Raw genomic sequence first — 20,474 nt, forward strand, 5'->3', positions numbered from 1 at the left:
CCGCCACTCCGCATGAGAAGCGGCCCGCGGCGACAACCGCGGGCCGTTCCATGTCGCGATGAGGAGACCGCGGCGGGCGCTACTGCGTCAGCCGAACGCTGGTCGTGCTTCCCGACGAGGATGACAGGCCGCTGTTGGTCGAGAGCCTCCAGTCGAGGCTGTTGAAGATGATCGTGTTGGAGACGATCTGGATCCGCGAACCGTTGACGGTGGAGGTCGAGTTCCACGTGAGGTCGCGGCGCGGCAGGTAGATGAGACCGGATATCTCCTCGCTTACCGAGGAGTTAAATACATACTGGGTCGTGTTCGTGCTGGTGCTCGGCTCGAACATGAGGATGTTGGCATAGGGGCCGGTGGTCGGGGCGGAGAGCCTGGCGGTGAGACCGCCGTTGAAGCGGATCTCCGAATTGGTGTCGGGGAAATAGAAGGTGACGCCGGTCCCTTCGATGATCGCGTTGGAATTGATCACCATCCGGCCCTTGATGATGTGCAGGCCCGGTTGGAACACGATGCGCGGTGCGCCGTTGAAGTTCAGGTCGCACCAGACTGACCCAGCCGGCATGGTGTGGAACCCGCCACCGGGTGGCGGGTCATAGACCCGCTTCGTATTGGTACAGCTTCCGACCGAAGGCTTAGGCAGTTTGCCGTCATAGGGATCGCTGGCCGCTGCGCAATTGGTTTGAATCGGCAGGGGGCTTGAAGTATTCTTGATGATATTGCCGCCCTGAATGCAGAAAGTCTTCAGGTTCAGCGTGGTGCCGGCGTTGAAGATGGCGGCGGGGGACGCGGTAGAGCGGACGTGAACCTCGCAGTCCGGCGCGTTGATCCTGGCGCCGGAATTGACCAGCAGAGCCTGCGATGTGTTCGGGGCGAGCGCGAAAATGCAGGGCAGAGCCGCACCCCCCGTCGAGGTGGTCGTGCGAATGGCGGTCGCCTTGGCCGAGATGGCGACGGCACTGGTGCCGACCACTGCCATCAGGGTCGTGGGAATCGTCGCTGTTGCCGTTCCCGAAACCGCATTCCCGTCGAGCGCGAAACGCGCGGTCGCACCGGCGACGGTGGACTGACCCTTGAAGTAGTTCGCTGCGGTCGTGAGTTCGGCGCCGTTGGTGCGGGCGCCTGCGAGCACGGAGGCGTCGAGCGTCGCCTGGAGCACGGCCGTCTGCTGAGCAATGCGCGAATAGTCGACACCGGCGCCGACCGTAGCGAGGAGAGGCAGGGCGGCGAGGGCGAAGGTTATCGCGATGTTGCCGCTGGTTTCCGGAATGAAGCGTTTAAAAAAGGTCGTCAACACAGGGAACTCCCCGAACGTTTGAATCATGACGTGTCATCATGCTGTCGACCGGTGAATCGGCGTTTAATGAAGGGTAGCATTTGCCCGGCGTCTCAACCGAGGATACGCCTTGGTGAATACAGCATTAATCATCATCTCGGCGCACTGGGGCGATGTCGGCCTTGCCGATGCTGCTGCAAGAGCGGCGGGTGCGGCCCGATGCGCGGGTTACAGGCGCTCTGGCCGTCGGCCAGGACAAACGGCCCGCGGCGGCGGCCGCGGGCCGTTCCATGCAGGCGGCCATGAGGAGCTTGGGGACCGGCCGCCCCGCCGCCCGGCGGCACCGCTCTTGCCCGGCGGCAGCCTTGTCCGGACGGACCAGTGCCGGGATGCGTCCACATCCCGGCGGGCCGCCGCCGTCCCGTTCCGGAACATCCGGCCGCCCTTGCCACGTGCCTCGCAAGGGCAGGGCCCGGACGCGGGTTTCGTGCCATCACGGCCTGTCCCGCTTGCGGACGGGGTGAAGGAACCGTAAACGCCGCGCGTGACCCTCCCGGCCCTCCCCATCGACGCCGTCCTTCCCGCCCTGAAAGCCGCGCTGGCGGCGGGGCCGCGCGCCGTGGTCGTCGCCCCGCCGGGGGCCGGCAAGTCGACGCGGGTGCCGCTGGAACTGATGGCCGAGTCCTGGACCGGGACGGGGAAGATCCTGGTGCTGGAGCCGCGCCGGATCGCCGCCCGCGCCGTCGCCGACCGCATGGCCAGGACGCTCGGCGAGGAGGTCGGGGGACGGGTCGGCCTGAGGGTGCGCTTCGGCTCGAAGGTTTCGGCGCGGACGCGGGTCGAGGTCGTCACCGAAGGGATCTTCACCCGCATGATCCTCGACGATCCCGCGCTGACCGGCATCGCCGCCGTGCTCTTCGACGAGTTCCACGAGCGCAGCCTCGATGCCGATCTCGGCCTCGCCCTTGCCCTCGACGCCCAGGGTGCCCTGCGCGAGGACCTGCGCATCCTCGTGATGTCGGCGACGCTGGACGGGGCGCGGGTGGCGCGGCTCCTCGGCGGTGCGCCGCTGATCGAGAGCGCCGGGCGCGCCTTTCCTGTCATGACGCGCCATGTCGGCCGCGACCCCGCGGCCCGGCTCGAGGAGGAGGTGGCGCGGGTGGTGCGCCGGGCGCTCGCCGAGGAAGCCGGTTCGGCGCTGGTCTTCCTGCCCGGCGCCGCCGAAATCCGCCGCACCGCCGATCTTCTCGCCGCGACCGTGAAGGATCCGGCGGTCGACATCGTGCAGCTCTTCGGCGCCCTCGACCGCGAGGTCCAGGACCGCGCCATCGCGCCCGCGCCCGCGGGGCGGCGCAAGGTGGTGCTGGCGACCTCTATCGCTGAGACCTCGCTGACCATCGAGGGGGTGCGGGTGGTGGTGGATTGCGGCCTCGCCCGCGTCCCGCGCTTCGAGCCGGATCTCGGGCTGACGCGGCTGGAGACGGTGCGCGTGTCGCGCGCCGCCGCCGACCAGCGCCGCGGCCGCGCCGGCCGCACCGAGCCGGGCGTCTGCTACCGGCTGTGGGACGAGGCGCAGGAGGGGGCCTTCCCGGCCTATGCGACGCCGGAAATCCTCGCCGCCGACCTCTCCTCCTTCCTGCTTGACTGTGCCGCCTGGGGCGTCACCGATCCCGCGACGCTGGGCTTTCTCGATCCGCCGCCCAGGCCGGCGCTGAACGAGGCCCGCGCCCTGCTGGAGAGCCTCGGCGCCCTTGATGCCGTCGGCTGCATCACCGCCGAGGGCAAGCTCTTGCGCGGCCTGCCGCTGGCGCCGCGTCTGGCGCGCATGGTGGTGGATGCCAGCGCCCGCGGCGAGGGGCGGCTGGCGGCCGATCTTGCCCTGCTCGTCTCCGAACGCGGTCTTGGCGGCGACGATGTCCATCTCGGCCACCGCCTCGACCGGCTCAGGACCGACCGCTCGCGCCGCGCCGAGGATGCGCGGCGGATGGCGGCGGGCTGGCTGGGCGACGTGACTTCCGCGCCTGATACCGGCTCCGGGCCGGAGCGGGCCGGCGCCGTGCTGGCGCTCGCCTTCCCCGACCGCATCGCCCGGGCCCGCGGCAAGGAAGGCGACTTCGTCCTCGCCAACGGTCGGGGCGGTTCGGTGGATGCGGCCTCGCCCCTGGCGCGCGAGTCCTTCCTGGCGGTGGCGGAGATCGGCGGCGTCGCGGCCCGGGCCCGCATCCTCTCCGCCGCGCCGATCAGCCTCGCCGAGATCGAGGAGGGATTCGCCGACAGGATCGAGACGCGTGAGGAGGTGACCTTTGACAGGGGAGCGGCAGCTTTGCGGGCGCGGCGCGTGCGCCGCCTCGGCGCCGTGAGCCTCGGGGAGCAGACGCTCGCCGTGCCGCCGACCGAGGCGAGCGCCCGGGCGCTCGCCGAAGGCATCGCGCAGCTCGGCCTTTCCCGCCTGCCCTGGTCGAAGCCGCAACTGGCGCTGCGCCACCGCATCTCCTTCCTGCGCCGCGTCGACGAGACTTTTCCCGATCTCTCCGACGATGCCCTCGCCGCCACCGTCGCCGACTGGCTGGTGCCGCATATCCTCGGCAGGACGGCCCTGGCGCAGATCGGCGCCGATGACCTGGGCAACGCCCTTGACCAATTGGTCCCGTGGGACCTGAAACGGCGGATCGACACCGATCTGCCCAGCCATTTCGACGCGCCTTCCGGCCAGCGCCATCCGATCACCTATGAGGGCGAGGAGCCGGTCCTGTCGATCCGCGTGCAGGAACTGTTCGGGCTCGCCGTGCATCCGAGCGTCGCCCGCGGCAAGATCCCGCTGGTGGTGGAGCTCCTGTCACCCGCCCATCGTCCGGTGCAGGTCACCCGCGACCTGCCTGGCTTCTGGAAGGGCTCCTACCAGGCGGTGAAATCAGAGATGAAGGGCCGCTATCCCCGCCATCCCTGGCCGGATGATCCTGCCGCGGCGGCGGCGACGCACCGGGCCAAGCCGCGGGGGACGTGAGGGGCGGCCCAACGACCCGTCCGCGGTGAGGCGCACGGCACAGTGCAAGTGCGTCGTTCGAGGCAGGGCTGCTCGTGCAGCGACAGGCCGGAGCCTCACGGCGTGATGAGGATGGCCCCTGTGGTGGCCCGCGCCTCCGCCGCCCTGTGGGCCGCGGCGATGTCGGCAAGAGCGAAACGCGCGCCGATGTCGACGGCGACATGCCCCGCGGCGATGGCGGCGAAGAGCTCGGCGGCATTCTCGCGGAACACCGCGGGGTCGGCATTGTGCGGGAAGACCGAGGGACGGGTGAGGAAGAGACAGCCCTTCTTGTTGAGGAGTTCCGGATGGATGTCCGGCGCCGGCCCTGAGGCCGCGCCATAGGAGACCATGAGGCCGAAGGGCTGGATGCAGTCGAGGGACTTCAGGAACGTGTCCTTGCCGACGGCGTCATAAACCACCCGCGCCTTGCGGCCGCCGGTGGCGGCGAGCATCGCCGCCGGCCAGTCCTCCTGCCGGTAGTCGATGGCGTGGTCGGCGCCGATGCGCCTCGCCAGCGCGCATTTCTCCGGTCCGCCGGCGGTGGCGATGACTTCGGCGCCGAGCGCCTTGCCCCAGCGCACCAGGATCTGACCGACGCCGCCTGCCGCCGAATGGACGAGAATGAGGTCGCCGGGCGCGACCCGGTGGGTCTTGCGCAGCAGGTACTGGGCGGTCAGCCCCTTGAAGATGAGCGTCGCGGCAGCCTCGTCCGAGACGTCGGCGGGCAGTTTCACGAGGCGCTCGGCCGGCACGATGCGGCGGTCGGCATAGGCACCGATGCCGGCATTGATATAGGCGACGCGGTCTCCGGGGGCGACGGCGGTGACGTCCGGCCCGACGGCCTCGACCACGCCGGCCGCCTCGTGGCCGAGCCCGGTCGGCGTGGGCAGCGGATAGGTGCCGCGGCGCTGGTAGACGTCGATGAAGTTGAAGCCGATGGCGGTCTGGCGCAGTTGCACCTGCCCCGGGCCGGGCGGCGGCAGGTCGAGCGTCTCGATCGCCATCACCTCGGGGTCGCCGAAGCTGTGAAGCTGGACCGCGCGTGCCGTCGCCATGGGCGTGTCTCCCTCGTGTCGTCTCTCGTTGCCGCTTTCGGCGGAGCGCGATGCTATGCCATGGCGCAGGGCGCGCCGCCATCCGGCCGTCTTGCCATGGCCGTCGTCTTTGTCGACAAACACGGGGCGGAGGAATGCCATGACGAAGACGCCACGCTCGGTCGCCATCATCGAGGTCGCCCCGCGCGACGGGCTGCAGAACGAGAAGGTCATGGTCTCGACGGAGGACAAGATCAGCCTCGTCGAGCGCTCCTTCGCCGCCGGCTTCCGCCACGTCGAGGCGGTGTCCTTCGCCAATCCGAAGCGGGTGCCGCAAATGGCGGATGCGGAAGGCGTGATGGCAGGTCTCGGGCCGCGCCGGGCCGGCCGCAACCTGATCGGCCTCGCCCTCAATGCGCGCGGTGCCGAGCGGGCCGTGGCGGCGGAGTGCAGCCAGATCAATTATGTCGTGGTGGCTTCCGAGACCTTCGCCAACCGCAACCAGAACGCCTCGGTGGAGGATCTGGTGAAGGGCACGCGCGAGGTCGCGGCCATCGCGCGCGCGGCGGGCGTGCCCCTGTCCATCTCCCTCGCCACGGCCTTCGGCTGCCCCTTCGACGGCGAGGTGCCGGTGGAGCGGGTCATGGGGATCGTCGAAGAACTCCTGCAGAGCGATCCCTTCGATATCGGTTTCGCCGACACGATCGGCTGCGCGGTGCCGCCGCAGGTGACGGAGATGCTGGGGCGCGCGCGCGCGATGTCATCCACGGTGAAGTGGCGCTGCCATTTCCACGACACGCGCAATACCGGCGTCGCCAATGCCATCGCCGCGGTGGAGGCGGGGGTCGACTTCCTCGACGCCTCGACCGGCGGGGTCGGCGGCTGTCCCTTCGCCCCCGCGGCGACCGGCAATGTCGCGACCGAAGACCTTGTCTATGTCTTCAATCGCATGGGAATCGAGACCGGCCTCGCCATCGACAGGCTGCTCGACACCTCGCGCTGGCTCGCCGGCGTGCTCGGCAAGCCGCTGCCCTCGGCCCTCGGCCGCGCCGGCGTGTTCCCGGCCCGGGCGGCCTGACATGACCCCTTTCACCCTCGAGGAACTCACCGCTGCCCATGCCCTGGTGCGGACGGCCATGCCGCCGACACCCGCCTTCGCCTGGCCGCTGCTCGCCGCCCGCTATGGCTGCGAGGTCGTCGTCAAGCACGAGAACCACACGCCGACCGGCGCCTTCAAGGTGCGCGGCGGGCTCGTCTATGTCGACCGCCTCGCGCGCGAGCGCCCGCACGTCAAGGGCATTGTCTCCGCCACCCGCGGCAATCACGGCCAGAGCCTCGCCTTCGCCGCCCGGCGCGTCGGCCTGCCGGTGGTCATCGTCGTGCCGCACGGCAATTCGGTGGAGAAGAATGCGGCGATGAAGGCCTTCGGTGCCGAACTGGTCGAGCATGGCCGCGACTTCGACGAGGCGCGGGCGCGGGCCGTGGAGATCGCCGGCGAGCGTGGCTACGAATTCGCCGCCTCCTTCCAGCGCGACCTCGTCATGGGTGTCGGCACCTATGCGCTGGAGCTGTTCACGGCCCACCCGGATCTCGACGTCGTCTATGTGCCGATCGGCCTCGGCTCTGGAATCTGCGGCGTCATCGGCGCCCGCGATCTCCTCGGTCTTGCGACCGAGGTCGTCGCCGTCGTGGCCGAGAACGCCCCCGCCTACGCGCTGTCGCTGGCGGCGGGGCGGGTGGTGGAGACCAATGACGCGACAAGCTTTGCGGACGGCATGGCGGTGCGGATCCCCAACGCGGAGGCTTTCGCGCTGATCGCCCGCGGCGCGGCGCGCTGCGTCACGGTCTCCGAGGACGCCATCGCCGAGGCGATGCGCGTCTACTGGACCGATACCCACAATGCGGCCGAGGGGGCAGGCGCCGCCGCGCTCGCGGCGCTGGCGCGGGAGGCCGGTGGGCTCAAGGGCCGGAAGGCGGGGGTCATCCTGTCGGGCCAGAACGTCGACCTGTTGGTGATGAGCGCGGTCCTCGCTGGGAGAACACCCGTGCCGGCCTGATGCGGCGGGCCGCCGGCTTGCGCCGCAGGCCGTCCGATCCCAGCTATGACCGCGGAGATTTTGTGATGATCCATCTGCGCTGGCTCGTGCTCGGCCTGATCGCCTTGCCCTTCCTGGAACTCGCCGCCTTCTTCTTCGTGGCGGGCCAGATCGGCTTTCTCGGCGCCCTGTTCGGGGTTGTCCTCACCTCCTTCCTCGGCATCGTGCTGCTGAAGGGCGGAGCGAAGCTCCTCTTTGCCCAGATGGTGCGTTCGGGCGGCGTCGTGCTGATGAGCGGCGAGGCGGCGCGCAGCGGCATGCTGACCGCCTTTGCGGGCCTCCTCCTCGCCATTCCCGGCTTCGTCACCGACGTGATCGCTGTGATCCTGCTCATCCCGGCGCTGCGCGGCTTTCTCTCCGGCGGCGGCCTGACCCGGACCGGACAGGGCCCGCCACCGCCCGGCGTCGTCGATCTCGAACCCGCCGACTGGCGTGAGGAGCGCCGGCCGCCCGGCGCCGATCCGCGGCTGGGCCCACCGGGCCAGCGCTGATATCGGCCCCCAGCCTTGCCCGCACCGGTCCTCGCGTGCTAGCGAGCCCGCCTCGGATCGATGAGACCACCTCGAAGCCGCCCGACTGCGGCGCCACCGGAGACTTCCTGATGACCCCGAACGGCGACACCGCCCTCGACGCGGCCCCGCAGCTCAATGTGCTCGCCCAATATGTGCGCGACTTCTCCTTCGAGAACCGCAATGCCCCGCGCTCGCTGATGCCGCAGAGCGACCAGCCGGCCATCAATATCCAGATCAACGTCAACGCCAATCCGATGAGCGAGCAGGAGTTCCAGATCGAGCTCACCATCGACGGCGACGCCAAGACCAAGGAAATGACGCTCTTCAAGTTCGAGCTCATTTTTGGCGGCATCTTCCGGATCGCCAACGTGCCGCAGGAGGCCGTTCATCCGATCGTGCTGATCGAGTGTCCGCGCCTTCTCTTCCCCTTTGCCCGCCAGATCATCGCCAATGCGACGCGCGACGGCGGCTTCCCGCCGCTCTATCTCGACCCCGTCGATTTCGCCGCCCTCTATCGCCAGCGCATGGCCGAGACAGGCGGCCAGATGCCGGGCGGCGGGCCGCTGACGCAGTGATCCGTCCCTGAAGGCAGGAACGCGCAAGCCGGGCCCCGTGCCCGGCTTTTTCGCGGGTGGGCCGGGCCACCGCCGATCACCGCGAAGGGGCTGCTCCGCCATGACCGACGCCAGCCTCGATCGTGCCGCCTTCATTACCGCCCATACGCGGCTGATGCCGGTGCCGCATGCACCGGAGATCGTCCTCCACCTCGCCGACGAGGCGACGGCCCTGTGGCAGAAGACCGAGGATGAACTCGGCGAGATCGGCCTGCCGCCGCCCTTCTGGGCCTTTGCCTGGGCCGGCGGCCAGGCCTTGGCCCGCTACATCCTCGACCATCCCGAGATCGTTCGCGGCAAGCGCGTTCTGGATGTGGCGACCGGCTCCGGCCTCGTCGCCATTGCCGCGGCGAAAGCGGGTGCGCGCGCCGTCACGGCGGTCGACATCGACGCCTTCTGCGCCGTGGCCGTCAGGCTCAACGCGGCAGCGAACGGGGTCGATGTGACCGCCGAGACGCGTGATCCCGTCGGCAGCGACGGCGGCTTCGACGTCATCCTCGCCGGCGACATCTGCTACCAGCGCGACATGACCGAGGCGATGATGGAATGGCTGACGCCGCTGGCGGCCACCGGCACCGCCGTGCTGATCGGTGATCCCGGCCGCGCCTACCTGCCGAAGACCGGTCTCGCCAAGCTGGCGGAATATCAGGTGCCGGTGACCCGGGCGCTCGAGGATCTCGCGATCAAGCGGACGGCGGTCTGGGTCCTGGCCGCTTAGCCGGCTGCTCGCAATTCTTTGATCGTGCCGCGGAATTTGCGGGGATGCGCCACAGTGTCGCCGCGACCATCTGATGTCTTGGCGGCGTCGTAACACTGCTACTGAACAAGGGAGGCCACAATGCAACTGACAGCGGAAGTTCGTCCGAGCGCTTTCGAGGGCCGGCCCTTCAAGGTCGTGTTCCGCAAGGCCGATCAGATCGTGGCCGAATGGCCGGTCACGTCGGTCACGGCGGGTGAACAGCGCATCGCCGAGACGCTCGGCGCGCTCGCCTGCGCCAAGGCCCCCAGGGGCACCCCCTGCCATGTCGGCTGATCGCGCCGCCGGGCGCGTCGCTTGACCCGCCCGGTTCCGCGGTGACAGACAGGACGGCATGCAGTCCGACGTCCCCACCGGCGTGAATCCAGCGACACCCCGCATGCCGGCGCCCGGCGGCCCCGTGGCCCGGCTTGCCGGCGTCTGGCGCGACAATGTCGCCCGTCCCGTCCGCGCCGTGCGGGCCGCCTATCTGCCGCTTCTCCTCGTCTATTTCGCCTATGGCGCCCTCGGCATCATCGATGTCGCGCGCGACATGTGGGTGAAGGAGAGCCTGTCGCTGTCACCGGCCGACCTTGCCGGCATCGGCGTCTGGCTCAGCCTGCCCTGGACCATCAAGATGGTCTTCGGCCAGTTGGTCGACAGCGTTCCCCTCTTCGGCTCGCAGCGCCGCGCCTATGTGCTGATCGGCGCTTCCCTCGTCGCGTTCGGCCTGCTGACGCTGGCGGCCTCGGCCGGCGGCCGGCTCGCCACCCTGAGGCCCGACCAGGCCTTCGTCCTCGGCGCCCTTCTCATCGTCCTCGGCGCGGTGATCCAGGACGTCGTCGCCGACGCCATGTCCTCGGAGGTGGTCGCCCGCACGGACGAGACGGGGGAACCGCGCCCCGACTCCGACATCCGCGCCGAGCTCGGCATGGTTCAGGTGCTGGGGCGCCTCGCCCTCGGCATCGGTATTCTCTCGGTTGCCGGGCTTTCCGGCTGGCTCGCCCAGCACCTCACCCGCGAGCAGGTCTTCCTCTGCGGGCTGGTCATTCCCCTGATCTCGGCGGTGGGGAGCCTTGCCGGCCCGGCCGAGACGGCCAGGCCGCAGCCGCTCGACTGGCGGATCCTCGGCGGCGGCCTCGGCTTCGGCGCCTTCGTCGTCTCGGTGGCGCTGGGCGGCGTTCCCTATGCGCAGGAGGTGGTCTTCGTCGGTTCGATGGCCATCGTCCTGACCCTGCTGCACCTGGTCACCCGCGACATCGACCCGAAGACGCGGCGCGCCATCTTCTTCGCCTCGGTGATCATCTTCGCGTTCCGGGCGACGCCCGGCGTCGGCGACGGCTATTTCTGGTGGTCGCTGGACGTGCTGAAATTCGACGAGGCCTTCTACGGCGTGCTGCGCCAGACCGGAGCGGTGCTGGCCATCGCCGCCATGTGGCTGTTCTCCAAGCAGCTCACCGAATATTCGGTGACGACCGTGCTGTTCTGGATCGCCGTCGCCGGCACGATCCTGTCGCTGCCCAATATCGGGCTGTTCTACGGCCTCGCCGACTGGACCCAGGCGAATTTCGGCTTCGGCGCCCGCACCATCGCCATCGTGGATGCGGCGACGTCCTCGCCCTTCGCGCAGCTGTCGATGATCCCGCTCCTCACGCTCATCGCCTATTACGCGCCCGAGGGACGGCGGGCGACATGGTTCGCGCTGATGGCCTCGCTGATGAACCTCGCGCTGGTCGCGGGACAGCTGCAGACCAAGTATCTGAACCAGATCTTCACGGTGGGCCGCGGCAACTATGCCGAGCTCGGCGACCTGCTCATCACCGCGACGGTCATCGGCTTCGTGGTGCCCGTCGCGGTGATCCTGATGTTCCGCAAGCGCGTGTGACGCCTCAGGCGGCGCGGCGGTAGTCCGAGCGCATGAAGACGTGCCACGCGCCGTCGGGCTGGCGGACCTGCCCGCGGAATTCGTAGTGGTCGTCGGACTTCACCTCGATGATGTCCTGATAGGTGTCGGTGGTGCCGTCGCCTGAGAATGACGGGCCATCCGCCTGCAGGGTCAGCACCTTGCCGGTGGCGTCGAGTTCGCCGTCATAGACCCAGAGGTTCGCCATCATCGAGCCGACCCAGCTTCCGACATAACGGCCCTTCGCCGGATCGTAGCCGATGGTCAGCAGCATTCTCGCCGGCCCGCCGGCCGGCATCTCGCCGGTGCTCTCGCCGACGATCCAGAAGCCGCCGAGGGAGGTGAAGGTCTGGCGCCCCTTGAGCTTCTTCCCCGGCTCTTCCGGACAGTCGTGGGCGTAGTCCCAGGTGCCGAGGAAGCGTTGCAGCCAGGCGTGCTCCTTCTGCGGTTCTCCGAACATGGCCTATCTCCTTGGCAGATGGTCTTGCAGGAACGGATCGCGGGCAGGGACCGGCCCCGTCGCGACAGGCGGATAAAACTTAACTGGAATGTTAAGTATTGGCTTCTGTCCTGCCGGTCAAGGGGGAGCGGCGGGACCCGCCGCTCCCGTGCCTCAGCGGCGGAACCAGAACCCGGCGACCATGGCGACGGCGAAGAGCACCAGCACGATGTTGCGGTAGAGCCGGTCCCAGCGGTCCCAGCGGGCCGGGGGAAGCTTCAGGACGTCAAAATCGTCGCCGCGCTGTGCAGCGGCCTCCGGGCGCACGGAGCCCGTGGAAGAGGCCTCTGCGGCCCGTGGCGGGGGCACCGGTGCGAGGTCGATGGTGACGGGCGTCGTCTGGCGACGGGTGTTCGGTTGCTGAATGGACATGGAGAGGCTCGTGAGCGGCCACGGTCGCGATGGCGCGACACCGCCGCCCCTCGAAGAGGTCGGTCGGTCGCGTGGCGGGAGGCGGAAACAGGGCGAAAAGGGGCGGCGGCCGTCAGGCCGGAGGGGCCCGTGCCTCGGGTAGCCGCCGCCGGTCGTCCGGACGCACCGGGGCGCCCGTGGTGGCGGCACCGGCGGACCGGTCGGCGGAAAGTGCAGGAAGGGTCGCCGCGGCATCCGCCACATCCGGCCCGCCGGACCCGTCGGCACGGTCGTCCGCCGTCATGCGGCGCTGGACCGAGGGCGCCTCGCTCTGGCGCAGCACGGCGAGGTCGAAGGCTACCCGCTGCAGAACCGCGCCGTCTTGCAGCGCCACCGGCCGGCGGACATCACCGGACCCGCCGGTGAGCGCCGCCGCGACCAGCAGCAGCGCCGCCAGCCAGAGACAGGCCCGGGCGAGGGCGCTCCTCTCTGGCGGAGCGGAATGGCGGTGCGTGGCGGTCATCATGGCCTGTCGCGAGGGGCGTGCCCTCTCGCTTCTGCCCCGAATCCGGCGAAATTACGAGTTTGCCGCGGGTCGCCGCCAGAATGGATCGAACACCCTGTCGACGCGCTGTTTTCCAACCGTCACGTTTTCGGCTATGATGGCAGCTTATGGCGCCCTCGCGGCGCGAAGCAGAGAGGATTGGACCCTGTCCACCACAACCCTGCCGGGGCCGGCCGCCAGCGTGTCGCCCACCGGGACTTCCAAGGAACATCCCGCTTCCGCGGACGTCCTCCAACTCGTCCTCGACTCCCTGGACGAAAACAAGGCCGAGGAGGTCCAGGCCATCGACCTCAAGGGCAAGACCTCGATCGCCGATGCGATGGTGGTCGCCTCGGGCCGCTCACACCGCCATGTCGGCGCACTGGCCGACTATCTGGTCAAGGCGCTCAAGGACGCCGGCGTGCGCCAGGTGCGCGTCGAGGGCGTGCCGGCCTGCGACTGGGTGCTGGTCGATGCCGGCGACGTCATCATCCACGTGTTCCGGCCCGAGGTCCGCAGTTTCTACAATCTCGAGAAGATGTGGTCCGCGGCCCGTCCGGGCGAAGCGCTGGCGGGCTGACCGTCCGCCGCGTCCCGTCCTCGCCCTTCCCGCTGGGAGCGCCGGCATGCGGCTGATCGTCGTCGCCGTGGGGCGCGCCAAGGCCGGACCCGAGAGCGAGCTTGCCGCCCGCTACCAGGAGCGTGCCGCCAAGGCGGGCAAGGCGCTCGGCTTCCGCGCCGTCGAGACCGTGACGCTGGACGAGAGCCGCGCGGCGGAGGCGGGCGCCCGCAAGGCGGAGGAGGCGGCGGCCATCCGGCGGGTCCGCGCCGGCCGGCTCGTGCTGCTGGACGAACGTGGCAAGAGCCTCGGCAGCGCCGATTTCGCCGCCCTGCTCGGCCGCTGGAAGGATGCCGGCGACGAGGCCACCACCCTTGTCATCGGCGGGCCGGACGGCCTCGATTCCGCGCTTCGCGCCGAGGCGGACCTCGTCCTTGGCTTCGGTGCGCTCACCTGGCCGCACCAGCTCGTGCGCATCATGGTGCTCGAACAGCTCTACCGCGCCGTCACCATCCTCTCGGGCCATCCCTACCACCGGACGTGAGGGACGACGGGGGTTGCGACATGTCGTCCCGCCACCGGCCCGGCGGGGTCGCAAAAGCGGGCCCAAAGCGCGGAAACCGGGCTTTCACGGGTCATTCCGGCACCTGCGCATGCCGGCTTTACGCCGTCATCGAAACTTCATTAAACTGTCACCCATCCGTCGCTGACGGCAACCAGAAGGGTCGCAGCCAGATCGGCCCCCTCCGTCCACCGGGAGTTTGTTCCATGCCCACACGTCGTACCCTTCTCGCCGCCGCGGCGGTCGCCGGCCTGGCATGTTCGCCGGCGCTCGCACAGCAGGCGCGCACGCCCATCACCATGTGGATCGGCGTGACCGGTCCCGCCCAGGAAGAAATCATGCGCTATGCGCAGGAGTTCAACGCCAGCCAGACCCAGTTCGAGGCCAAGGTCGAGTTCCGCGGCCAGTATCCCGAGCAGCGCGCTGCCGCCTTCGCCGCCTTCCGCGCCGGCAACCCGCCCCACATCATGCAGATGTTCGATGCCGGCACCGGCGACATGTTCGCCCTGCCGCGCGCCACCATCCCGGTCTCCGAGGTGATGCAGCGCGCCGGCGTGCAGTTCGACCCGGCCAGCTATATCGGCCCGGCCCGCGGCTATTACTCCCGTCCCGACGGCACGATGAACTCGCTGCCCTTCAACGTCTCGACGGCGGTGATGTTCATCAACAACGACATCTTCACCAAGGCCGGCCTTGACCCGTCGAAGCCGCCGCGCACCTGGCCGGAGGTCATCGCCGCCGCCAACCAGATCCGCGAGCGGAACGCCGCCGAATGCGGCTTCACCACGACCTGGCTCGCCTGGACGATGCTCGAGCAGTACTCGGCCATCCACGACCTGCCGCTCTCCACCGAGGCCAACGGCCGCGGCGGCCTCAACGCGGTGCTGAACTTCAACGATGCGCCGCGCGCCCGCATGATCCAGACCCTGGTCGACGCCTCCCGCAACAAGGCGTTCCAGTATGGCGGCCGCTCGAACGACGCCAACGCGCTGTTCGTCGCCGGCACCTGCGCCATGCTGATCCAGTCCTCGGGTGGCCATGCGGCCATCGCCCGCGACCTGAAGGCGAAGTTCTCGGTGGCGCCGATGCCGTTCTGGCCCGACGTGCTCGCCGAGCCGAAGAACTCGATCGTCGGCGGTGCCTCGCTCTGGGTCTTCAACGCGCCGAACCGTTCGGCCGAAGAGCTGCGCGGCGTTGCCCAGTTCCTCGCCTTCCTGGCGCGCCCGGAGACCTATGTCCGCTTCGCCAAGGCGACCGGCTTCCTCCCGGCCACCAATGCCGCCTTCCAGGCCATGCAGGCCGAGGGCTTCTTCCAGCAGAATGCGGGCCGTGACGTCCCGATCCTGCAGCTGACCCGCGGCACCCCGACCGCCAATTCGTCGGGCTACCGCTTCGGCCGCTGGACCGAGATCCGCGACATGTACCACGAGGAGGTCGAGCGCGCCCTGCAGGGCCAGCAGACCGCCCAGGCGGCCCTCGACAACACGGTGCGCCGCGGCAACGACGCCCTGCGCCAGTTCGAGCGCTCGGTCGGCGCCGCCAACTGATCCGCCATGACCTGCCGCGGGGCGTCCGGCCGATCCGGCCCGGCGCCCCGCGGTGCCTTTTTGCCTGGTGACCGGAGCGGGGCCGGCATCAGGCGGCATTCCCTCCCCCGACGGCCTGACCACCTCGTCGCCGCGCCGGGATCGCGTCAGGGACCCTCATGGAACGCAAGGTCGTCTTTCCGCAGAAGCTGCTGCCCTATCTTCTGCTGGCACCGCAGATTGCCATCACGCTCGTCTTCTTCTTCTGGCCCGCCGGCCAGGCGATCTGGATGTCGACGCTGCTGCAGGATCCGCTCGGCTTTTCCGTCCAGTTCGTCGGTCTGGAGAATTTCCAGGCCGTGCTGCAGGACCCGGCCTATCTCGCGACCATGCAGCGGACCTTCCTGTTCTCGTTCGGGGTCACGGCCCTGTCGATGATCCCGGCCCTGCTGCTCGCGGTGATGGCCGACCGGGTCGTCCGCGGCGCCACCGCCTACAAGACCATTCTCGTCGTTCCCTATGCCATCGCGCCGGCCGTCGCCGGTGCGCTCTGGCTCTTCCTGTTCCAGCCGTCGATCGGCACGATCGCCTATCCCCTGCGGCTGATCGGCATCGACTGGAACCCGCGCATCGACGGCACGGACGCCATGATCGTCGTGCTCATCGCCTCGGCCTGGAAACAGATCGGCTACAATTTCCTGTTCTTCCTCGCCGGCCTGCAATCGATCCCGAAATCGCTGATCGAGGCCGCCGCCATCGACGGTGCACGCGAGATCCGGCGGTTCTGGACCATCGTCTTCCCGCTTCTGTCGCCGACCACGTTCTTCCTGCTGGTGGTCAACCTGACCTATGCCTTCTTCGACACGTTCGGCGTCATCCATGCCGTCACCCAGGGCGGCCCGGGCAAGTCGACGGAAGTGCTGATCTACAAGGCCTGGTATGACGGTCTGATCGCCCAGGATCTCGGCCGGTCCTCGGCCCAGGCGGTGATCCTGATGTTCATCGTCATCGGCCTGACGGTCATCCAGTTCCGCTACATCGAGCGCAAGGTGCACTACTGATGACCGCGCCGCTCGACACCCCCGCGCCGAAGAGCGTCCGCCGCGACTGGATCCCCCATGTCGTGATCGCGATCGGCATCTTCATCACGGCCTTCCCGCTCTGGGTGGCCTTCGTCGCCTCGACCCTGTCCAATCCGGAAATCGCCCAGGCGCCGATGCCGCTGCTGCCTGGCAATCAGGCCGCCGCCAATTACGGCGAGGCGCTGCTGCAGGGCGGCCGCTCCGGCCGGATACTGACGCCGCCGGTCTGGGAGATGATGTTCAACTCGACCGTCATGGCGCTGTCGATCGCCGTCGGCAAGATCATCATCTCGATCCTCTCGGCCTATGCGGTGGTCTTCTTCCGCTTCCCGTTCCGCATGGCCTTCTTCTGGATGATCTTCATCACGCTGATGCTGCCGGTGGAGGTGCGGATCGTGCCGACCATCCAGGTGATCACCAATCTCAACATGATGAACACCTATGCCGGCCTGACCATTCCGCTGATCGCCTCGGCGACGGCGACTCTCTTGTTCCGGCAGTTCTTCCTGACCATTCCCGACGAACTGGTCGAGGCGGCGAAGATCGATGGCGCCGGGCCGATGAAGTTCTTCCGCGACGTGGTGCTGCCGCTCTCCGTCACCAATATCGCGGCGCTGTTCGTCATCCTGTTCCTCTATGGCTGGAACCAGTATCTGTGGCCCCTGCTCATCGGCACCGACGCCCGGATGCAGACCATCGTCATCGGCATGTCGAAGATGATCGATTCGGCGGGCGGGCCGACCGACTGGAACATGGTCATGGCCACCGCGATCCTTGCCCTTCTCCCGCCCGTGCTGGTCGTCATCCTGATGCAGCGCTGGTTCGTGAAGGGCCTGGTCGAAACCGAGAAGTAAGAGGGCCCCATGGCCGAACTCAGCCTCAGCCGCGTCCGCAAGGTCTATCCGGGCGGTGTCGAAGCGGTGAAGGACATCGACATCGCGATCCCCGATGGCGCGCTGTGCGTGCTGGTGGGGCCGTCCGGCTGCGGCAAGTCCACGCTGCTGCGGATGATCGCCGGGCTGGAGACCATCACCGAGGGCGATTGCCGCATCGGCGCCGGCCGTGTCAACGATCTCGACCCGTCGGACCGGGACATCGCCATGGTGTTCCAGAACTACGCGCTCTATCCGCACATGACGGTCTACGACAACATGGCCTATGGCCTGCGCAATCGCGGCACGCCGAAGGACGAGATCGAGGCGCGGGTGCAGGAAGCCGCGCGCATCCTGGAGATTTCGCCCTTTCTCGACCGCAAGCCGCGGGCCCTGTCGGGTGGCCAGCGCCAGCGCGTCGCCATGGGGCGCGCCATCGTCCGCAAGCCGCAGGTCTTCCTGTTCGACGAGCCGCTCTCCAACCTCGATGCCAAGCTGCGCATCCAGATGCGGGTCGAGATCAAGAAGCTGCAGCGGGCGCTGGGGGTCACCTCGGTTTATGTCACCCATGACCAGCTCGAGGCGATGACGCTGGCCGACATCCTCGTCGTGATGTCCAAGGGCCATGTCGAGCAGCAGGGGTCGCCCCTCGACCTCTACGAGAAGCCGGCCTCGACCTTCGTCGCCAGCTTCATCGGCGCGCCGCCGATGAACCTCATTCCCGTTGGCGCGGGTGAGAACGGTCCACAGGCGACGGGCCTCACCGGCGGACGCGGGCTCGCCGTTCCTGCAGGGGGGGCGACGCTGGGCGTCCGGCCCGAACATCTGATGGTGGTCGCCGGACCCGTACCGGACGATGCGCTCGGCATCACCTTCCCGGTTTCGGCGGTCGAGGCGGTCGGTGCCGAGACCTTCGTCTACGGACCGATCGGCGGCAGCGGCCAGGAGATCATCGCGCGCCTGCCGGGTAAGGCGCTGCTGGCGCCGGGCACGCCGGTCTCGGTCGCCGCGACGGCCGAGCACCTCCATCTCTTCGACAGCCAGACGGGCAAGCGCCTCGGACCGTGAGGCCGCCGCAGCCGGTTCCTGCCAGCAAAGGCCAAGGGCATGGCCCTCGTCGGACGCGCGCCCTGCGCCGCGCCTGACGCCCCGTCCTTGCGAGGGCGCTCTCGCGTTGCCATATGCGAGAAGCGCCGGTCAGTCCCGGCGCGCCGGGTGCCTTCGGGGCCCGGTCGATGTCGCTCACACGAGGACTTCGCCATGTCGCGCGTGCCGTCCCTGTCGTCGCCGTTCCTGCTGGGTTTCGATCAGCTGGAACGGGTCCTCGACCGGGTCACCAAGGGGGCCGAGGGCTATCCGCCCTACAATATCGAGCGCATCGCCTCATCGGTCCAGGCGCCCGAACGTCTGCGCATCACGCTGGCCGTTGCCGGCTTCACGCGCCAGCAGCTGGAGGTCACCGTGGAGGAGAACCAACTTCTCATCCGCGGGCGCCAGCAGGACGACACCGAAGGGCGCGACTTTATCCACCGCGGGATCGCGGCACGTCAGTTCCAGCGGGTCTTCGTGCTCGCGGACGGGATGGAGGTCATGGGGGCCGACCTGAAGAACGGGCTCCTCTCCGTCGATCTCGCCCGCCCGGAACCTGAACGGGTCGTGCGGCGGATCGACATCGCCGAGCAGGACTGACCCCAAGGGACCAGCCCGCCGGCACCCAACCTGCCTTTGAAGGAGGTTCGACCGATGAACGACCGTTTCCCCCTCACCCCGGAGAGCCTCGCCCAGCTCGGCGTCGCCAAACTGGCCTATGTGAAGCCGATGCGCTCCGATGAAATCACCCGCATGTTCCCGCAGTCGCCGGCCCTGCCGCCCGGGCTGGACCTCTTCGCGCTGGTCTCGGCGGACGGCATGCCGATCATGGTGAGCGACCGGCGCGAGGATGCCGTCGCCAATGCCTGGGAGAACGAACTGGAGACCGTCAGCCTGCACTGAGGCTGCTGTCCGGCGGGCGGCGCATGCCGTCCGTCAGCCGGCCGCGGCGGCGGCCGAACTCTCGCGGACCTGCCAGAAGCGCAGTACGCGCAGCGCCGTGTTGGTGGTGAGCTTGGCATAGCTCTCCCGTGCCTCTTCCATGCCGGCCGTGGATGTCCCCGCCGAGCCAGGGCGCGTCCGCAGGATGGCGCCGAGGGTCGGCCAGGACAGTCCGGCGGCCCTTGCGAGGATGAGGATCGGATCGGGCCGATCACCAACGAAAAGCCGCTCGACCATCTCCAGCGGCACGCCGCACAGGACCGACAGGCTGCACACCGTCTCGTCAAACTTCCCGGCCTCGGCAAAGGCCTTCAACTCGCTCTCGCCCAGGGCGCCGCGGCTGTGCTGGACGACGATCGTGCGCTGGATCGCAGTATAGTCGCGCGCGCCGTCGGAGACGCCGATGGCGATGCGGTCGGCGACGCCGCCGAGGGCGCCCGACAGCTGGAGCTTTTCGCGGGCGCTCGTCGTGGCGACGAGGCGCTTGCGCACGTTTTCCTTGGCGGTCGAGAGGATGACGCGGAACAGATAGGGCGGGATGTCCTTGCGCAGGCCGACGCATTCGGCCAGCAGGTCGTCGCCCTTGGTGCGCTCGACCAGCGCGTCATAGCCCCTGTCGGAGAAGCGCGCGCCCTCGTTGGCGGCGACGGACATGGCGACGCGCGAGTCCCCCCGCTCCACCAGGACGTCCGTCACGGTTTCGCCGACCGACTTCCGCCCGGCAATGGCCAGCATGTGCTCCTGGCTCTTGGTGCGGGCGATTTCGGCGAGAGTGGCATCGTCGAGCTGTGACGACAGCAGCAGGATGGGGCGTGCAACGTCGATCTCGTCGTCCTGCGCCAGGCTGCGGATGATGGTCTTCGGCGCGCTCATCACCGGAGCCAGCCGTTCGGCCAGTTCCCGGCGGACGGCCTTCTCCATGACGCTCGACAGGCGGACGATGACGTCGTCGAAGAGCTCGATCTGGGATTCGGTGAAGCGCTCGGCATCACGCAGGAACAGGTCGGTCACCCGCCGCAGCGTTTCGACGCGCCGGCCGCTGGTGCCGCGCGAGATCGCATCTTCCAGTTCCTCAATGATCGAAGCCGCCGGCATTTTCGCGCAAAACCCTCATAATGTTCGGGAATTAGGAGCACATCGATGGTATCGCGCGGTCCATTAAAAAGAGGTTGCAAGAAAGCATGAGATACGCGACTTGCGCGATGTTCGCCGGCTCGGGTGGTGCGAGGGCCGGCGATCGGGTCGTTCGGACGCA

At 68.8% G+C, this 20,474-nt stretch carries 22 protein-coding genes; 16 read left to right on the forward strand and 6 right to left on the reverse strand.

Features of this window, described 5'->3' with window-relative positions; translation table 11 throughout:
• Positions 1–79 precede the first annotated feature (79 nt).
• Positions 80–1,291, reverse strand: a complete 1,212-nt coding sequence (locus Q0C57_RS05145) for a pilus assembly protein TadG-related protein (RefSeq protein WP_296572986.1) — start codon at positions 1,289–1,291, stop codon at positions 80–82.
• 526 nt (positions 1,292–1,817) lie between these two features.
• On the opposite strand from Q0C57_RS05145, the gene hrpB reads away from it, so the two are divergent.
• Positions 1,818–4,277, forward strand: a complete 2,460-nt coding sequence (hrpB, locus tag Q0C57_RS05150) for an ATP-dependent helicase HrpB (RefSeq protein ID WP_296572988.1) — start codon at positions 1,818–1,820, stop codon at positions 4,275–4,277.
• Between the two features lie 95 nt (positions 4,278–4,372).
• Here the strand turns inward: hrpB and Q0C57_RS05155 are convergent, their stop codons facing one another.
• A complete protein-coding gene (locus Q0C57_RS05155; protein ID WP_296572992.1) occupies positions 4,373–5,353 on the reverse strand; it encodes a quinone oxidoreductase in 981 nt (326 codons plus the stop codon).
• A 139-nt stretch (positions 5,354–5,492) separates the two neighbouring features.
• Between Q0C57_RS05155 and Q0C57_RS05160 the strand changes: the two genes are divergently transcribed.
• From Q0C57_RS05160 to Q0C57_RS05190, 7 genes are all read left to right on the forward strand, one after another.
• The gene (locus Q0C57_RS05160; RefSeq protein WP_296572994.1) at positions 5,493–6,410 is read left to right on the forward strand and encodes a hydroxymethylglutaryl-CoA lyase; all 918 of its coding nucleotides are present in this window, start codon (positions 5,493–5,495) and stop codon (positions 6,408–6,410) included.
• A gap of 1 nt (position 6,411) precedes the next feature.
• Complete coding sequence (locus Q0C57_RS05165) at positions 6,412–7,389, forward strand: threonine dehydratase (protein ID WP_296572996.1); 978 nt, start codon at positions 6,412–6,414, stop codon at positions 7,387–7,389.
• A gap of 65 nt (positions 7,390–7,454) precedes the next feature.
• Positions 7,455–7,919 (forward strand): FxsA family protein, encoded by a 465-nt coding sequence (locus tag Q0C57_RS05170; RefSeq protein ID WP_296572997.1) that lies wholly within the window; start codon positions 7,455–7,457, stop codon positions 7,917–7,919.
• A 110-nt stretch (positions 7,920–8,029) separates the two neighbouring features.
• The gene (gene secB / locus Q0C57_RS05175; RefSeq protein WP_296572999.1) at positions 8,030–8,515 is read left to right on the forward strand and encodes a protein-export chaperone SecB; all 486 of its coding nucleotides are present in this window, start codon (positions 8,030–8,032) and stop codon (positions 8,513–8,515) included.
• A gap of 100 nt (positions 8,516–8,615) precedes the next feature.
• Positions 8,616–9,272 (forward strand): methyltransferase, encoded by a 657-nt coding sequence (locus Q0C57_RS05180; RefSeq protein ID WP_296573000.1) that lies wholly within the window; start codon positions 8,616–8,618, stop codon positions 9,270–9,272.
• Positions 9,273–9,392: 120 nt separating this feature from the next.
• A complete protein-coding gene (locus Q0C57_RS05185) occupies positions 9,393–9,587 on the forward strand; it encodes a hypothetical protein (RefSeq protein WP_296573002.1) in 195 nt (64 codons plus the stop codon).
• Between the two features lie 58 nt (positions 9,588–9,645).
• Positions 9,646–11,175, forward strand: a complete 1,530-nt coding sequence (locus tag Q0C57_RS05190) for a hypothetical protein (RefSeq protein WP_296573004.1) — start codon at positions 9,646–9,648, stop codon at positions 11,173–11,175.
• Positions 11,176–11,179: 4 nt separating this feature from the next.
• Here the strand turns inward: Q0C57_RS05190 and Q0C57_RS05195 are convergent, their stop codons facing one another.
• The 3 genes from Q0C57_RS05195 to Q0C57_RS05205 all read right to left on the reverse strand — a co-directional run bounded on the left by Q0C57_RS05195 (position 11,180) and on the right by Q0C57_RS05205 (position 12,566).
• On the reverse strand, positions 11,180–11,653 hold the full coding sequence (locus Q0C57_RS05195; protein WP_296573005.1) for a DUF1579 domain-containing protein: 474 nt from the start codon (positions 11,651–11,653) through the stop codon (positions 11,180–11,182).
• A 153-nt stretch (positions 11,654–11,806) separates the two neighbouring features.
• Positions 11,807–12,064: a hypothetical protein gene (locus Q0C57_RS05200; protein ID WP_296573007.1), complete on the reverse strand. Its 258-nt coding sequence runs from the start codon at positions 12,062–12,064 to the stop codon at positions 11,807–11,809.
• A gap of 112 nt (positions 12,065–12,176) precedes the next feature.
• Positions 12,177–12,566: a hypothetical protein gene (locus Q0C57_RS05205; RefSeq protein WP_296573012.1), complete on the reverse strand. Its 390-nt coding sequence runs from the start codon at positions 12,564–12,566 to the stop codon at positions 12,177–12,179.
• A gap of 136 nt (positions 12,567–12,702) precedes the next feature.
• On the opposite strand from Q0C57_RS05205, the gene rsfS reads away from it, so the two are divergent.
• From rsfS to Q0C57_RS05245, 8 genes are all read left to right on the forward strand, one after another.
• Positions 12,703–13,167, forward strand: coding sequence for a ribosome silencing factor (rsfS, locus tag Q0C57_RS05210; RefSeq protein WP_296573196.1), 465 nt, complete (start codon positions 12,703–12,705; stop codon positions 13,165–13,167).
• A 46-nt stretch (positions 13,168–13,213) separates the two neighbouring features.
• Positions 13,214–13,690, forward strand: coding sequence for a 23S rRNA (pseudouridine(1915)-N(3))-methyltransferase RlmH (gene rlmH / locus Q0C57_RS05215; RefSeq protein ID WP_296573016.1), 477 nt, complete (start codon positions 13,214–13,216; stop codon positions 13,688–13,690).
• Between the two features lie 224 nt (positions 13,691–13,914).
• Positions 13,915–15,255 carry an extracellular solute-binding protein gene (locus tag Q0C57_RS05220; protein WP_296573018.1) on the forward strand — a complete coding sequence of 447 codons (1,341 nt, stop codon included), beginning with the start codon at positions 13,915–13,917 and terminating at the stop codon, positions 15,253–15,255.
• A gap of 158 nt (positions 15,256–15,413) precedes the next feature.
• The gene (gene ugpA / locus Q0C57_RS05225; protein WP_296573020.1) at positions 15,414–16,295 is read left to right on the forward strand and encodes a sn-glycerol-3-phosphate ABC transporter permease UgpA; all 882 of its coding nucleotides are present in this window, start codon (positions 15,414–15,416) and stop codon (positions 16,293–16,295) included.
• Positions 16,295–17,170, forward strand: coding sequence for a sn-glycerol-3-phosphate ABC transporter permease UgpE (gene ugpE, locus Q0C57_RS05230; RefSeq protein WP_296573022.1), 876 nt, complete (start codon positions 16,295–16,297; stop codon positions 17,168–17,170). The genes ugpA and ugpE overlap by 1 nt, the downstream gene beginning before the upstream one ends.
• 9 nt (positions 17,171–17,179) lie before the next feature.
• Positions 17,180–18,256, forward strand: a complete 1,077-nt coding sequence (locus Q0C57_RS05235; protein ID WP_296573025.1) for a sn-glycerol-3-phosphate import ATP-binding protein UgpC — start codon at positions 17,180–17,182, stop codon at positions 18,254–18,256.
• Between the two features lie 192 nt (positions 18,257–18,448).
• Positions 18,449–18,877 (forward strand): Hsp20 family protein, encoded by a 429-nt coding sequence (locus tag Q0C57_RS05240; protein ID WP_296573028.1) that lies wholly within the window; start codon positions 18,449–18,451, stop codon positions 18,875–18,877.
• Positions 18,878–18,931: 54 nt separating this feature from the next.
• Positions 18,932–19,180 carry a DUF1150 domain-containing protein gene (locus tag Q0C57_RS05245; protein WP_296573031.1) on the forward strand — a complete coding sequence of 83 codons (249 nt, stop codon included), beginning with the start codon at positions 18,932–18,934 and terminating at the stop codon, positions 19,178–19,180.
• Positions 19,181–19,213: 33 nt separating this feature from the next.
• On the opposite strand, the gene Q0C57_RS05250 is transcribed toward Q0C57_RS05245, so the two are convergent.
• Positions 19,214–20,314, reverse strand: a complete 1,101-nt coding sequence (locus Q0C57_RS05250; RefSeq protein ID WP_296573034.1) for a DUF2336 domain-containing protein — start codon at positions 20,312–20,314, stop codon at positions 19,214–19,216.
• Positions 20,315–20,474: the final 160 nt, after the last annotated feature.

Source organism: Phreatobacter sp., from assembly GCF_022843985.1.
GTDB lineage: Bacteria > Pseudomonadota > Alphaproteobacteria > Rhizobiales > Phreatobacteraceae > Phreatobacter.

Bases quoted from the DNA above. Each gene is read 5' to 3' on its own strand.
- Q0C57_RS05155 (WP_296572992.1), bottom strand. From the start codon at position 5,353: ATGGCGACGGCACGCGCGGTCCAGCTTCACAGCTTCGGCGACCCCGAG.
- Q0C57_RS05160 (WP_296572994.1), top strand. From the start codon at position 5,493: ATGACGAAGACGCCACGCTCGGTCGCCATCATCGAGGTCGCCCCGCGC.
- Q0C57_RS05165 (WP_296572996.1), top strand. From the start codon at position 6,412: ATGACCCCTTTCACCCTCGAGGAACTCACCGCTGCCCATGCCCTGGTG.
- Q0C57_RS05170 (WP_296572997.1), top strand. From the start codon at position 7,455: ATGATCCATCTGCGCTGGCTCGTGCTCGGCCTGATCGCCTTGCCCTTC.
- secB (WP_296572999.1), top strand. From the start codon at position 8,030: ATGACCCCGAACGGCGACACCGCCCTCGACGCGGCCCCGCAGCTCAAT.
- Q0C57_RS05180 (WP_296573000.1), top strand. From the start codon at position 8,616: ATGACCGACGCCAGCCTCGATCGTGCCGCCTTCATTACCGCCCATACG.
- Q0C57_RS05185 (WP_296573002.1), top strand. From the start codon at position 9,393: ATGCAACTGACAGCGGAAGTTCGTCCGAGCGCTTTCGAGGGCCGGCCC.
- Q0C57_RS05190 (WP_296573004.1), top strand. From the start codon at position 9,646: ATGCAGTCCGACGTCCCCACCGGCGTGAATCCAGCGACACCCCGCATG.
- Q0C57_RS05195 (WP_296573005.1), bottom strand. From the start codon at position 11,653: ATGTTCGGAGAACCGCAGAAGGAGCACGCCTGGCTGCAACGCTTCCTC.
- Q0C57_RS05200 (WP_296573007.1), bottom strand. From the start codon at position 12,064: ATGTCCATTCAGCAACCGAACACCCGTCGCCAGACGACGCCCGTCACC.
- Q0C57_RS05205 (WP_296573012.1), bottom strand. From the start codon at position 12,566: ATGACCGCCACGCACCGCCATTCCGCTCCGCCAGAGAGGAGCGCCCTC.
- rsfS (WP_296573196.1), top strand. From the start codon at position 12,703: ATGATGGCAGCTTATGGCGCCCTCGCGGCGCGAAGCAGAGAGGATTGG.
- rlmH (WP_296573016.1), top strand. From the start codon at position 13,214: ATGCGGCTGATCGTCGTCGCCGTGGGGCGCGCCAAGGCCGGACCCGAG.
- Q0C57_RS05220 (WP_296573018.1), top strand. From the start codon at position 13,915: ATGCCCACACGTCGTACCCTTCTCGCCGCCGCGGCGGTCGCCGGCCTG.
- ugpA (WP_296573020.1), top strand. From the start codon at position 15,414: ATGGAACGCAAGGTCGTCTTTCCGCAGAAGCTGCTGCCCTATCTTCTG.
- ugpE (WP_296573022.1), top strand. From the start codon at position 16,295: ATGACCGCGCCGCTCGACACCCCCGCGCCGAAGAGCGTCCGCCGCGAC.
- Q0C57_RS05235 (WP_296573025.1), top strand. From the start codon at position 17,180: ATGGCCGAACTCAGCCTCAGCCGCGTCCGCAAGGTCTATCCGGGCGGT.
- Q0C57_RS05240 (WP_296573028.1), top strand. From the start codon at position 18,449: ATGTCGCGCGTGCCGTCCCTGTCGTCGCCGTTCCTGCTGGGTTTCGAT.
- Q0C57_RS05245 (WP_296573031.1), top strand. From the start codon at position 18,932: ATGAACGACCGTTTCCCCCTCACCCCGGAGAGCCTCGCCCAGCTCGGC.
- Q0C57_RS05250 (WP_296573034.1), bottom strand. From the start codon at position 20,314: ATGCCGGCGGCTTCGATCATTGAGGAACTGGAAGATGCGATCTCGCGC.